11 protein-coding genes are annotated in these 13331 nt (G+C 72.2%); 7 read left to right on the forward strand and 4 right to left on the reverse strand.

The features are described from left to right. Nucleotides 1-61 precede the first annotated feature (61 nt). A complete protein-coding gene (locus AB0A74_RS10910) occupies nt 62-937 on the forward strand; it encodes a LysR substrate-binding domain-containing protein (protein ID WP_358248632.1) in 876 nt (291 codons plus the stop codon). Here the strand turns inward: AB0A74_RS10910 and AB0A74_RS10915 are convergent. Further along, on the reverse strand, nt 887-1852 hold the full coding sequence (locus AB0A74_RS10915; RefSeq protein ID WP_358248633.1) for a pentapeptide repeat-containing protein: 966 nt from the start codon (nt 1850-1852) through the stop codon (nt 887-889). The two genes, AB0A74_RS10910 and AB0A74_RS10915, sit on opposite strands and share 51 nt — an antisense overlap. Next, on the reverse strand, nt 1849-2895 hold the full coding sequence (locus AB0A74_RS10920) for a pentapeptide repeat-containing protein (RefSeq protein ID WP_358248634.1): 1047 nt from the start codon (nt 2893-2895) through the stop codon (nt 1849-1851). Before AB0A74_RS10920 ends, AB0A74_RS10915 begins: the two co-directional genes overlap by 4 nt. A 152-nt stretch (nt 2896-3047) precedes the next feature. Between AB0A74_RS10920 and AB0A74_RS10925 the strand changes: the two genes are divergently transcribed. Together AB0A74_RS10925 and AB0A74_RS10930 are read left to right on the forward strand one after the other, a co-directional pair. Continuing rightward, nucleotides 3048-3869, forward strand: a complete 822-nt coding sequence (locus tag AB0A74_RS10925; RefSeq protein ID WP_358248635.1) for an SAM-dependent methyltransferase — start codon at nt 3048-3050, stop codon at nt 3867-3869. A gap of 60 nt (nt 3870-3929) precedes the next feature. Further along, nucleotides 3930-6089: an EAL domain-containing protein gene (locus AB0A74_RS10930; RefSeq protein ID WP_358248636.1), complete on the forward strand. Its 2160-nt coding sequence runs from the start codon at nt 3930-3932 to the stop codon at nt 6087-6089. Here AB0A74_RS10930 and AB0A74_RS10935 read toward each other — a convergent pair whose 3' ends face one another. Continuing rightward, entirely contained in the window at nt 6090-7124 is a 1035-nt protein-coding gene (locus AB0A74_RS10935) for a glucose 1-dehydrogenase (protein WP_358248637.1), read from the reverse strand. Nucleotides 7125-7162: 38 nt separating this feature from the next. Then, nucleotides 7163-9796 carry a glycoside hydrolase family 2 TIM barrel-domain containing protein gene (locus AB0A74_RS10940; protein WP_358248638.1) on the reverse strand — a complete coding sequence of 878 codons (2634 nt, stop codon included), beginning with the start codon at nt 9794-9796 and terminating at the stop codon, nt 7163-7165. 141 nt (nt 9797-9937) lie between these two features. Here AB0A74_RS10940 and AB0A74_RS10945 point away from each other — a divergent pair, with 141 nt between their 5' ends. From AB0A74_RS10945 to AB0A74_RS10960, 4 genes are all read left to right on the forward strand, one after another. Continuing rightward, nucleotides 9938-10522 carry a DUF3558 domain-containing protein gene (locus AB0A74_RS10945; protein WP_358248639.1) on the forward strand — a complete coding sequence of 195 codons (585 nt, stop codon included), beginning with the start codon at nt 9938-9940 and terminating at the stop codon, nt 10520-10522. A gap of 118 nt (nt 10523-10640) precedes the next feature. Further along, the gene (locus AB0A74_RS10950) at nt 10641-11030 is read left to right on the forward strand and encodes a transcriptional regulator (protein WP_343934043.1); all 390 of its coding nucleotides are present in this window, start codon (nt 10641-10643) and stop codon (nt 11028-11030) included. Between the two features lie 51 nt (nt 11031-11081). After that, a complete protein-coding gene (locus AB0A74_RS10955) occupies nt 11082-12404 on the forward strand; it encodes a PPE domain-containing protein (RefSeq protein WP_358248640.1) in 1323 nt (440 codons plus the stop codon). Between the two features lie 111 nt (nt 12405-12515). Next, a complete protein-coding gene (locus AB0A74_RS10960) occupies nt 12516-13322 on the forward strand; it encodes an ESX secretion-associated protein EspG (RefSeq protein ID WP_358248641.1) in 807 nt (268 codons plus the stop codon). The last annotated feature ends 9 nt before the right edge of the window (nt 13323-13331 follow it).

Here is a 13331-nt window from a genome sequence, read left to right on the forward strand (position 1 = left end):
CGGAGCATTAAGCTGTCCAACAGAAGGACCTGATGCCATTCAGCAGTTCGGGTGATGAATCGTGGAGTTGCGCCAGCTTGAGTACTTCGTCGCGGTCGCGGAGGAGTGCCACTTCACGCGGGCCGCGCGGCGGATGCGCGTCGCCCAGTCGGGGCTGTCCGCGTCCATCCGGGCGCTGGAGGTCGAGCTGGGCGCGCCGCTGTTCCTGCGCTCCACGCGGCAGGTCGAGCTGACTCAGGCCGGGCGGGCGTTGCTGGAGGAGGCGCGGCGGGTGCTCAGCACGGTCGACGCGGCCCGCAACGCCGTGGCGGGCGTGCAGGGGTTGCTGCGCGGCACGCTGGCCGTCGGGTCGGTCCAGTGCCTGCACGCCGTGCACCTGCCGGAGGTGCTGGCCCGGTTCCACGACCGGCACCCCGGCGTGGAGATCCGGTTGCGGCAGGGCGGTTCGGGCGAACTCGCGGAGGAGGTGCGGGCGGGCCGGCTGGACCTCGCGTTCGTCACCTCGGCCAGCGCCGGCGACCTGCCGCAGTCCTCTGTGGACACCGAGTCGATGGTGCTCGTCTGCGGCCCGGACAGCCGCTTCGCGCAAGAGGAGTCGGTGCTGCTGGCCGACCTGTCCGGGGAGTCCTTCGTGGACTTCAACCCCGACTGGGGCACGCGTGACGACGTCGACCGCGCGCTGGCGCAGGCCGGTGTGGAGCGGCGGGTCGCGGTGGAGGTCAACGACGTCCACTCGCTGCTGGACTTCGTCGGCTTCGGGCTGGGCGTCGCGCTGGTGCCCGAGTCGTTCCGGCACAAGCCGACCCGGGCCCGGTTCGTGCCGATCGCGGACGCCCCGACGACCGGCACGTCCGTGGTCACCGGGGCGAGCGTGAGCGCGGCGGCGTCAGTCCTGCTGGACATGGTGCTGGAAGACCGCACCCTCGCGACCGGTTAGCTCCCACCCGGTCGGGTCCTCCTTCACGCGGGTCCCCGGGAGCAGCTCCACCGACCCGACCAGCTCCGGCGCGGTCGGCGGCATGTGCAGGAACTCGCCGACCTTCGCCCCGCGCACGTCCAACGGGCGCTCGAACCGCACTTCCTGCAAGGACATCCCGCCGGTGAACCGCGCGTCGCGGAAGTCCACCCGGCCCAGGAACTCGCCGCCGGAGAACAGCGCCGGCTTGCCGAACGACACCTCGCGGAACGCGGTGATGCCGTGGAACCGGGTGCGCCGCGCGGTCAGCCGGCCGACCCGGCGGCCCTCCAACCGCAGGTACTCGACGTTCGCGCCGGTCAGGTCGAGGTGGTAGAGCGTCGGGTCGGTGTCCTGGCCCCACGGGAGCAGGTCGGTGATCAGCCGCTGCGCGGTGAGCCGGACGGTGCGCTCGCGGTCCTCCTCCGGCGTCGGCTTGTCCGCCGCGGTGAACCGGTGGAACGCCTGGTCGGGGTCCTCCGCCAGCTTGGTGTAGGCCGCGTGCGTGAACGGTCGCCGCAGGTAGGCGCACAGCACGTCGAGCACGGTCTGCTTGTAGCGGGGCGTGGAGCGCGCCAGGCCGGCCAGGGCGTGCATCGCGCCCACCCGGACCTGGTCGGCCTCGTCGCCCAGCATCTCCACGGCCCGCGCGAACCGCTCGTCGGCGACCTTGTCGCTCTCCAGCTCGTGCCGCGCCTCCTCGGTGCGGCGGCGGCGGTCGTTGAGCCACAGCGCGTACAGCGCGACGACCGCGCCGCCGGCGAGCCCGCCGGTCTTGACCGCCTCCGCCTTGGACAGCTTCGGCTCGACCCACAGCAGCACGACCGTCGTCGCCACGGCCACCAGGACCGCGGCGGCCACGCTCACCGCCAGCAACGCCCGTCCCCGCACGTTCACCCCACCACCTCGTCCAGTCGGCCCGCGGGCGGCACCGCGTCGGGCGGCAGCTCCAGCCCGATCCGGTCCACCGGCTCGTCGAACCGCGCGCCCTCGAACGTCACCGGCCCGCGGAAGCGCGCCCCGGCGAACTTCGCCCGGCCGAAGAACCGGGTGCGCGCGAAGTCCGCCCGGTCGCCGAACTCGACCCGGCTGAACCAGCCCAGGTCGCAGAACATCATGTCGTGCATGTGCAGCCGGCCCGTGCTGACCGAGTCGGTGAACCACGCCCCGCCGTGCACGACGAGGTGGTGGAACGAGTTGGACCGGGCCAGCCGCGCGGCCCGGACGGTCAGCTCGCCGACCTGGCGGTGCGAGAGGTCGAAGTACTCCAGGTAGGCCCGGGTCAGGTTCAGGTCGTACAGCTCGGCGCCGCCCTGGTCGTCGCGCGGCAGCAGGTCGGCGACCAGGCGCTGGGCGGTGAGCCGGACCTCCAGCTCGCGCTCGCTCTCCGGCGTGTAGTGGCCGGCGCCGTCGGGCTCCCGCTCCGGCGCGCGCTCCCCGGCCCGCGCGTCGAGCGCGTCGGGCTGGAAGGGTCGGCGCAGGTAGGCGCACAGGACGTCGAGCACCGTCTGGGTGTACTCCGGGCGGGACCGCGCGAGGCCGGCCAGGGCGTGCATCGCGCCGACCCGCACCTGTTCGGTCTCGTGACCCAGCAATTCCACCGATCGGGCGAACCTCTCGTCGGCGACCCGCGACCGGTCGTGTTCGGCCCGTTGGATCTCCAGGTCGTGGCGCTTCTCGTCCATGCGCCGGCGCCGGTCGTTGAGCCACAACGCGTACAGCGCGACGACCGACCCGGCCGCCAGCCCGCCGGACTTGATCAGCTCGTGCTTGGGGCTGTTCGGGTCCAGCACCAACAGCCAGCCCGTGACCAGCAGGAACGCGCCGACGGCGGAAACCAGCACCGGCTTGAGCCGGGGCCTGCGCCGCCGGACGACCAGCAGCAACCACACCCAGCCCACCGCGCTGACGACCGCGCCCGCGGCCCACAGGTACTTCACAAGGCGGGCATTCTTCCCGGTGACCGCCGACACGGTGACGGGAACACAACTACCCGCGGGGGAGCGGTGTGCTAACTCACCGGATTGGCCCATGATGTGGGGGTCACCGCAACGGCGGGCAACCGGCCGGACCAAGGCGTAAGGAGAACCCCGTGGACAGCGTGGAGCGCCCCAACTGGGCGCCGGTCGACATCGACCTCGGGCGTCCGAGCATCGCACGCGTCTACGACTACTGGTTGGGCGGCGCGCACAACTTCGCCATCGACCGGGCCGTGGGCGACAAGGTGCTGGCCGACGTGCCGATCCTGCGGAACGTCATCCTCAACCACCGCGCCTTCCTGCGGCGCGCCGTCCGGTACCTGCTCGCGCAGGGCATCCGGCAGTTCCTGGACCTGGGGTCCGGCATCCCGACCGTGGGCAACGTGCACGAGATCGCGCAGGCCGTCGACCCGGACGCGAAGATCGTCTACGTCGACATCGACCCGGTCGCCGTCGCGCACAGCCGCGCCATCCTCACCGGCAACGAGTCGGTCAACGTGCTGCAGACCGACGTGCGGGACGCGCGGGGCGTGCTGAAGTCCCCCGAGGTGCAGGACCTGCTCGACTTCGACCGGCCCATCGCCGTGCTGATGATCGCCCTGTTGCACTTCGTGCCCGACACCGACGACCCGCACGGCATCGTCGCCGCCTACCGGGACGCCCTCCCGCCCGGCAGCTTCCTCGCCGTCTCCCACGCCGGCTACGAGGACGGCGAGTGGAACCCGGCGTGGGACGACGCCCGCGGCACCTACAACCGCGGCGTCAGCGAGATGACCTACCGGCGCAAGTCGGAGGTGGAGGCCCTGTTCGACGGCTTCGACCTGGTGGAGCCGGGCGTGGCGCGGCTGCCCCTGTGGCACCCCGAGTCGCCCGACGACGTGGACGAGGGCGCCGCCCACTTCCTGGGCTTCGGCGCCGTGGGGCGGAAGTCCTGATGTTCGACTCCAGCACGCGCACGCCCGTATCCTCTGCGTTGTGGCGGTAGGCCGGCGGACATGACGGAACAGGTTGACCATCGGGTGGCGACACCGGGCCGATCGAACCTCGACCCCGCCGTACTGGCCGGGGCGGAGTCCTTCGCCCGCACGTGGGCCACCGCGGTGATCGGCAGCAGTTACGTCCCGATGACCCGCACCGAGGTCGCCGAGCACCTCCAGGCGCTCACCGAGGTGCTGGTGCACGCGCTGCACGCGAGCCCGTTCCGCACCGCGCCCGGCTACGAGATCGGCGCCCGCCTGGTGGAGGCGCACTTCACCGGCACGGACACGCTCGGCCGCACCATCCAGCTGCTCGGCGACGACCTGCTCGCCGAGCTGGGCATCGCGCCCGACGAGCTGATGCGGTCCCGCCTGGCCGCGTTGCAGGGCGCGCTGTCCGCCGGGTACGCCCGCGCGCTGCGCGAGCGCACGCTGGCCGAGCAGGAGGCGATCCGGGCGGCCGTGCTGGACGCCCGCGACCAGGCCGAGGCGGCGCTGCGGGCCTCCGAAGCGCGGTTCCGGGCGATGTTCACCGAGGCCGCGATCGGCATCGGCATCGCCGACATCGAGGGCCGCATCCTCGACGTCAACCAGGCGTTGCAGGACATGCTCGGGTTCAGCGTCGAGGAGATGCGGCAGTACAACATCCGCGACCTGATGCACCCGGAGGACGGCTCCAGCGTCTGGCGCCTCTACGACCAGCTCACCGCCGGGGAGTGCGACCACTACCGGGCGGAGAAGCGGTTCCGCCGCGCCGACGGCGAGCAGGTGTGGACGCACCTGACGCTGTCCCTGGTCCGCGACGACCACGGCGACCCGCAGTACCAGGTGGCGATGATCGAGGACGTCACCGACCGCCACCTGCTGCAGAACCGGCTGCGCTACCAGGCGCTGCACGACCCGCTGACCGGCCTGCCCAACCGGGCGCTGTTCCTGGAGCGGCTCGGGCGGGTGTTCAACAACCGGGCGCGCCGCCGCGCCGGCCTGTGCTACCTGGACCTCGACGGGTTCAAGGTGATCAACGACAGCCTGGGCCACGACATCGGCGACCAGCTGCTGGTCGAGGTCGGCCGGCGGTTGGACCACTCGGTGTCCGGCGAGGGCAAGCTGGTCGCGCGGATGGGCGGCGACGAGTTCGTCATCCTGGTGGAGGGGTCGGCGGACACCCAGGACATCGTGGACGTGGCCGACCGGGTGTTACGGGAGCTGGAGTCGCCGATCCGGATCGGCGGGCACGAGCTGACCGTGTCGGCGTCGATCGGCATCGTGGAGCGGGCGCTGTCCGGCACGACCGCGGCCGACCTGATGCGCGACGCCGACATCACGCTGTACTGGGCGAAGGCGGACGGCAAGTCGCGCTGGGCGCTGTACGACCCGGAGCGCAACGCCCGCGAGGTCGCCCGGTTCACGCTGTCCGCGACCATGCCCGCGGCGCTGGAGCGCGACGAGTTCTACGTGGACTACCAGCCCCTGGTGCGGCTGGAGGACAGCACGGTCGTCGGCGTCGAGGCGCTGGTGCGGTGGCAGCACCCGGAGTTCGGGCGGCTCGCGCCGGACCGGTTCATCGAGCTGGCCGAGGAGACCGGGCTGATCGTCCCGCTGGGCCGGTGGGTGCTGCGGGCGGCCTGCCGGCAGGCCCGGCGGTGGCTGGAGGAGTTCGGCGAGTCCGCGCCGTTCGTGTCGGTGAACCTGGCGGTGCGGCAGTCGCGGGACCCGGAGCTGGTGCGGGACGTGAAGCGCATCCTGGACGAGTGCGCGTTGCCGCCGCACCACCTGCAGCTGGAGCTGACCGAGAGCGCGATCATGGGCACCGCCGACGAGCCGTTGGAGGCGCTGCGGGCGTTGTCCGACATGGGCGTGCGGATCGCCATCGACGACTTCGGCACCGGCTACTCGAACCTGGCCTACCTCAAGCACCTGCCCGTGCACGAGCTGAAGATCGCCGGGTCGTTCATGGAGGGGTTGCGGGCGGCCGACGAGGAGGACCCGGTCGACGTCCAGATCGTGTCCACGCTGGTGCAGTTGGCGCACGCGTTGCAGCTGGGCGTGACGGCGGAGGGCGTGGAGACGCCGTCGCAGGCCAAGCGCCTGCACCGGATCGGGTGCGACACCGGGCAGGGCTGGTTCTTCGCCAAGCCGATGACGCCCGGCGAGATCGACGAGCTGCTGCGCGCCTGATCAGGCCAGGTCGATGACGACCTTGACGTCGTCCTCCTCCTTGTCGAGGGCCTCGGTGAAGCGGTCCAGGGGGATCCTGCGGGTGATCAGGCCGTCCAGCCACGCCCGGTCGGCGCGGGCGAGGGCTTCGGCCGCGGTCTCGTAGTCGGGCAGGCCCGCGTTCACCGTGCCGATGACGGCCTTGTTGTGCAGGACGACGGAGTCGAACACGGACGGGTCGAGCGGGACCGGGTCGTGGTCGCCGGTCAGGCCCGCGAGGACCGTGGTCGAGGCCCGCCGGACGGTGTCCCAGACGACGGGGGCCGCGCCGGTGCACTCGATGGCGACGTCGACGTCCCCGACCTCGTCCAGCGAGCGGTGGTAGTGCGCGCCGAGGGCCCGGACCAGGTCGGGTTTCGGGCCCTTCTCGACGCGGTCCACCACGTGCACCTCCAGGCCGCGCTGGGTGGCCAGGAGGGCGGCCAGCAAGCCGATCGGGCCGGCCCCGGTGACCAGGGCTTTCCGCGGCTGCACGTGGGCGCGCCGGGACTGCCGGTCGGCCTGGGTCCAGGCCTTGGCCACGATCGACGCCGGTTCGGTCAGGACGCCCAGCTCGCCCAGGGTGGGGTCGAGGCGGACGGCGTACTTGGGCGGCACGCTCCAGCGCTGCATGCCGTACCCGTCCAGCTCCTTGATGCCGCGCTCCAGGTACCCGCCGTTGCGGCAGAAGTCCCAGGCGTCCACGGCGCACGCCGGGCACGGTTCGGGGTCCGGCCTGCGGACCACGCCCGCCACCAGGTCGCCCGGTGCGAACCCCGAACCGTCCGGCGCGGAGAGGACCCGCCCCACCGACTCGTGGAAGGGCACCAGGCCGTCCCTGCCCGGCGGGAGCCGGCCGAAGCCGTCGCGGATGATCTCCACGTCGGTGCCGCACATGCCGGCCAGCAAGCCCCGCACGACCACTTCGTCGGACGGCGTGGTGACCTCGTGGTCCACCACCGTCGCCAGGTCGGGCTTGCCTGGCACCACCATCGCGGCCCGCACCGTGTCACCCACGGGACGAGAGGCTACGGCGGTCCACGCCGGTCTACGACTCAGCGCACGACCCGCGGCACGTTGTGGCCGAACACCTCCACCGCCGGGGACGCCCCGCCCAGGTCCGCCGACCGGTAGCGGGCGGTGAGCGTGACGGTCTCGCCCGGCCACAGCGTCACGTAGTTGTCGCTCCAGTCGGTGGGCAGGACTTCCGGGCCGCCGGCGCCCTTGCGGATCGTCGCCCGCACGAAGAACGCGACCGAGCGGCCGGTGTTGGTCAGCTCCACCCGGGTCTCGCCGTCGGTCGAGGCGGTCCTCACCGCCACCTGGCCGGTCGGGAGGCGGTCCAGGCCCTTGAGGTCGGCGTAGGCGGACTGGGGCGTGTGGTACCAGGTGGACTTCGCGTAGTCGAGGGTGTCGGGCTTGGTGGACAGCCAGTAGACGTTGCGGTCGAGGACGCGGCCCTGGCCGTCCTTGAGCAGGAGGCGCACGAAGTACGTCGTGGACAGGCCGCCCGGGGTGGGCAGGGTGCCGGCGCGGGTGGACCCGTTGGCGCGGGCGGTGACCGGGTGGGTGTCGTCGGCCTTCACCGTGCCGTCCAGGGTGAAGACGGTGGCCTGGACCCGCAGGCCGCCCACCTCGGCCAGGCCCGTGTTCACCACGACGAGCGAGCGGTCGTCGTAGGAGTACTGGACGTGCAGGGGCCGCAGGGCGGCCTTCGCGCCGAAGTACGAGCCGGCCGTGGCCAGGTGGTAGTCGTACAGGTGCCAGTAGAGCGTCGGCCAGGCGTCGTTGAGCATCCAGTGGATGACGCCCGTGGCCGGTTTCGACGGGTCGGACGAGTTGCGGCCGAACGCTTCCAGTTGGGCGCGGTTGACCTCGTAGTTCGCCAGTTGGGCCTTGCGCACCAGTTGTTCCGGTGTGGCGGGCCGGCCGTACCGGTTGTCCAGGGCGGTGCCCCAGAAGGACAGCTTGTTGAACGTCGGGGACGGCGCCAGGTGGTACTGCACGGCGTTGTAGTCGGTGAGCTTGGCGATGTCCCGCGGGGTGAGGAACTTCCGCAGCTCGTCCAGCTCCGGGATGGTCGGGCCGGGGCCGACCTCGGACGCGAAGCCGAACGCCCCGCCGAGGCGCTTGGTGTACCAGTAGGTCGGCGGGACCCACCAGTACGGGCCCTCCATCTTCATCCCGGGCGCGCCCAGCCGGGGCGAGGCGATGGCCTTGGCGGAGGAGACGATGGGCAGGTTCCAGTGCGCGCGGGCGAGGGCGTCCAGGTAGACGCGTTCCAGCTCCGCGCCGGGCGCGGCGTCGCTGCCGATCAGGAAGCCGAGCATCGACGGGTGGTTGCGCACGCGGCGGGCCTCGCTCTCCGCGGACTCGCCGGCGACGCGCATGTCCTCGGCGTCGAAGGACGCGTAGTCCTCCCACTTCGAGCAGCACTCCCAGCCGGTGAGCAGCATGATGCCGAGCCGGTCGGCGAGGTCGTACAGCTCGTCGTTCTCGGGCTTGCCCTCCAGGCGCAGGGTGTTCATGCCCATCGAGCGGACGAGCCCGAGCTGGTCCTCGATCCTGCGCACGTCGGTGCGCAGGAACAGGTCGGAGGCCCACCCGCCGCCGCGCACGAGGAACGGCTTGCCGTTGACGTGGAACTGCCGCCCGCCGTCCACCAGCGACGACGAGACCTCGCGGATGCCGAACCGGGTGGTGGCGCGGTCGGAGTCCTGATCGTTGACGGTCGCCGTGAAGGACGCGGTGTAGAGGGGCTGGTCACCCATCTGGAACGGCCACCACACGCGGGGGCGGGTGACGTCCTCGGTGAACGTGACGGTCGTGGTCGCGCGGGCGGCGAGGGTGACCGTCCGGCTGTGCGGGGTGTGACCGATGGTGCCGGTGACCAGGGTGGTGACCGGGGCGTCGGTGTTGTTGCGGGCTTCGACCTCGAAGGTGACCTTCGCGCTGTCGAGGGCGGGCAGCGGCAGGTCGGCGGTGGCCCGGGGGAAGCGCAGGGAGACCGGGCCGCTGGTGGTGAAGCGGACGTCGCGGAACAGGCCCTGGTTGCGGTCGGGCGGCAGTTGCGACCAGTCGATGAAGTGGATGAGCAGGTCCTGCTTCGGGTCGGCGGCCCGGGCGCGGATCGCGAGGGCGTTCGCGCCGGGCCGGAGGAGGGCGGTGACGTCGAACTCGTGCGTGGGGTACGCGCCGACGACCCGGTCCGGGCCCGCCACCAGGGCGCCGTTGAGCCAGACCTCGCCGCGCGAGATGACGCCGCCGTCGAGCCGGAGGGACGTGTGCGTGCCGGGGCGGGGGTCGGCGGTGAAGACCTTGCGGTACCACCAGGGGACGGTGAAGTCGGCCGGGTCCACCTGCTTGAGGTTGTCGCCGCGGGTGAGGTCCGGGTAGGCGCCGCCGGCGACCAGGCCGGCGAGGACGGTGGAGCGGGCGGGCACGGTGAGCCAGCCGGCGTCGGAGTACCCGGTGGTGGAGATGTCCGCGCCGGTCTGGGGCGCGCGGGCGCTGGACTGCAGCCGCCAGTCGGGGACGGTGGCGGCGGTGCCGGGGTCGGCGGCGACCGTGAGCGGGGCCTGGGGCGTGCCGGCGGTCCGACCGGGCCGGTCTGTGGGAAGGGCGACGGCGTCGGGCACGGCGAGGGCCAGTGCCAGAGCCGCCACGAGCGGGACTGCCCGTGAGCGCATTGCAACTCCCCTGATCAGGGCGGCGGCTCTTCGTAAAGGAGGTTTCCGTTCAGTGGGGCGGTCGGGCAATGCTGCCGACGGGTGACGCGGGTGTGCGCGATGGCGACGCTCCGTGCGCGCCGATCGGATACTTTGGGCTCCATGCGCCGTGCCGTGCCGCTCCTCGCCGCCGTGTTGCTCCTCGCGGGCTGCTCCGAGTCGACCACCGGCTCCCCGACCCCGGGCTCGCCCACCAGCGCGACCACCGGGTCGTCCGGCAAGCCGACCTCGACGTCGAAGGAACCGGCCAAGCGGCCGAAGACGATCAACCTGAAGGACGTCGATCCCTGCACGCTGCTCACCGACGCCCAGCGCAAGGAGCTCGGCCTCGACCGCCCGCCCACGAAGGGCACGTCCACCGTGTTCCAGTCGCCGTCGTGCGACCACAACCGCGAGGACCGCACGTGGGGCGCGACCGTGATCACCGCCACCACCGCGGGCATCGAGTTCTTCACCGACGGCAGCTTCGACGTCGAGACCCAGCAGCTCCAGGTGGCCGGCTACCCGGCGGTCCTCGGCAGCACGCCCGAGCAGAAGAGCTCCTGCTACCTGGGGGTGGACGTGTCCGACGGGCAGGTGCTGGCGCTCCAGACGACCAGCATCGACGAGTCGGTGCCCCAGGGCCGGCTGTGCGAGCTGGTGCAGCAGATCGCCGGTGCGGCGGTCGCCACCCTTTCAGCTCGCTGAAACACGAGTAGAACTACTCGCTTTGCACGTGGAACCATCCACCCGCGTCACGCATCAGAGCTAGAGTCATCCCAAATGCACACGCTGGGGTATGTGCAGCACTACAGGAGGGTGTGCCGTGTTCATCGCGGATGGTGGTGGCGGGGGTACCACGGATACTCCGCCGGCGTACAGCGGGACGCAGCAGAAGCTGCACGTCGACCCGACGGCCATTCCCGAGGCGAAGAAGGTGTTCGCCGACGCGCTGGAGCGCCTCGACGCGCAGCTGCGGGACGCGGAGTGGGCGTTGCGCGCGAAGAACTGGGCGGGCGACCCGGTCTCCAAGGAGACCGCGGAGAAGTTCAACCAGGACACCTTCGAGGCCGGTGACTCCGCCGCGCTGACCGCGATCAAGGAGTACCGCAAGCAGCTCGACGGCGTGGTGCGGCAGCTCCAGGCGATCGAGGACAACTACCGCCGCGTCGAGGGTGACAACGTCGCATCCTGGGGACGCGTCAAGCGCGACTGACCACCACCGACCACAGACTGATGGACAACGCACCCGAGGGGGGCGAGCACGATGGGTGACCACCGCTGGCGCGGGTATGCCCACCCCGATCTGCACCGCATGATCAACGAAGGCCCGGGCGTCGCCGCCTCCCGTCCGATCGAGGACAAGTGGAAGGCGCTCTCCGAGACCCTGGCCGACATCGACGAGTCGATCCACCGCGGCCTGGAGAAGCTGGGCGCCAAGTGGGAGGGCTCGACCGCCGACGAGACCCAGAAGGCGCTGTCGCCGCTCGCCCAGTGGGCCGGTGACGCCAAGCAGGGCTCCGACACGATGAAGGCCTCCGCGCAGCTGCAGGCGGACTACATCGCGGACGCCCGCAAGGAGATGCCCGAGCCGGTCAAGGTGACCACCGAGGCCCCGTCGACCGGGGACAAGGTCCTCGGCGCGCTGGGCGGCCCGGTGGGCATGATGCACGTCATCAACCAGCAGAAGGACCACGAGGCCCAGGAAGCGGCGCAGGACAACGCCGAGGCCAAGGCCGTCGAGGTGATGAACAACTACCAGTCCAGCAGCGAGTGGAACTCCAACACGCTGGGCGAGTTCGTCCCCCCGCCGCAGGTCGTGGTCGACACCCCGCCGCCCGGCGGGCAGCAGAGCTACAACACCAGCAGCGCGAACTACAACAGCACGCCGACGTGGACGCCGCCCGGTGACGGCGGCGGCGGCACCACCAAGCCGTCCTGGACCGCGCCCACGCCGACCCCGCCGGCGGCCCCGCCGCCGTCGTTCCCGGGCGGCACCACCAACCCGTCGTGGGTGACGCCCACGCCGACCCCGACCCCGCCGCCGGTCACGCCGACGCCCACGCCGCCGATCGGCGGTCTGCCGCCGGGCACGAACCCGCCCGGTGGTCCGACGCCCGCCTGGAAGCCGCCGACGGGCACGAACCCGCCGGTGCCGCCGCGCGTGCCGACCGGTCCGGGTGGTCAGAACCGGCCGGGTGTGCCGCCGATGCGTCCCGGCATGCCGGGCGGTCCCGGTGGTCCCGGTGGTCCGAACGGCATGGGTCGCGGCTTCGGCCCCGGCGGTCCCGGTATGCCGGGCATGCCCGGTGGCCCCGGCATGGGCGGCAACCCGAGCGGGATGCCCGGTCGTGGCGGCATGGCCGGTGTCGGCGGCTTCGGTCCCGGTGGCCCCGGCGGTCCGGGCGGCCCCGGTGGTCGTCCCGGTGGTCCGGGCGCGGGCATGGGCGCGGGTGGCGCGGCCGGCCACGGCGCGAACGGCGAGGACGACATCGAGCACAAGTCCGCCGACTACCTGGTCGAGACGGACGACGTGTTCGGTGACGACCGCCTGGTCGCGCCGCCGGTGATCGGCGAGACCCCGCAGTAGCTCGACAGTTCGGCGTCCAGGCCGGGACCTCCACGGGTCCCGGCCTGGACTGGCAAGAGGGCCCCATCGTCGGGGTGGGGCCGGTGCTGAGGGTGACGTGGAGCGGCAGCAGTGACCATTTTCGGGGGGCAGGCCGAGAGGGAACCGATCACCCTCTCCGCCGAGGAGTTCGACGTCCTGTGGGAACGGCTCGACCTCGGGCCGATGCCGTTGGTGATCAAGGTGCCGTCGCCGGGCAAGACCCACCAGGAGCGGGCCGACCTGGAGCGCCGCGTGTGGCAGGCCGTCGGCGCGCGCGGGTTGGGCGGCCCGACCGGGCTGCACCCGGAGCTGGACTACCTGCTCCGGCAGTTCGTCCGGCCGGAGCGCGAGGTGGACGGCCGCATCTGGGTGGGCCGCAGCGTGCGCGTGCTCGCGGTGGCCAACGGCGACCACGGCGCGATCGCGACCTTGAGCGACAACCAGCTGACGTTCCGGCGCGCGGCCGGCAGCGGCCTGCCCAGCGCGGTCCTCGGCACGCTGCCCGCGCACCCGGCGGGCACGGGTCACTCGGTGACCATGCCCAGCGCCGACCTGGAGAAGGCGGTGAAGAACTCCGACGGTTCGCCCAAGAGCCTGGAGAACTCGCTGCGCAACCACGGCGTGCGCCAGGAGGACGCGACGACGCTGGTGAAGATGTTCACCGGCCTGGTCCACACGGGCAACTTCGGCGCGGCGGCCCGGGACAAGTACGGCAAGCGCTGCCGGCCGGACCGGGTGGTGGCGTTCTTCGACACCGAGGACGGGCGCTACCTGCAGCAACGGCGGGCGTCGAACGGGTCGGAGCCGTGGAGCACGTTCACGCCGACCGACGCGCGCCGGTTGGTGCACCAGGTGGAGGAGCTGCTGGCCGAGGCCGTGCGCGCCGCGAAGATCTAGCGCCCCCGG

It is taken from the genome of Saccharothrix sp. NPDC042600 (assembly GCF_040647305.1).
GTDB classification, from domain to species: Bacteria; Actinomycetota; Actinomycetes; order Mycobacteriales; family Pseudonocardiaceae; genus Actinosynnema; species Actinosynnema mutabilis.

Coding starts and splice junctions, on each gene's coding strand:
- AB0A74_RS10940 (WP_358248638.1), bottom strand. CDS start 9,796: ATGCGCTCACGGGCAGTCCCGCTCGTGGCGGCTCTGGCACTGGCCCTC.
- AB0A74_RS10945 (WP_358248639.1), top strand. CDS start 9,938: ATGCGCCGTGCCGTGCCGCTCCTCGCCGCCGTGTTGCTCCTCGCGGGC.
- AB0A74_RS10955 (WP_358248640.1), top strand. CDS start 11,082: ATGGGTGACCACCGCTGGCGCGGGTATGCCCACCCCGATCTGCACCGC.
- AB0A74_RS10930 (WP_358248636.1), top strand. CDS start 3,930: ATGACGGAACAGGTTGACCATCGGGTGGCGACACCGGGCCGATCGAAC.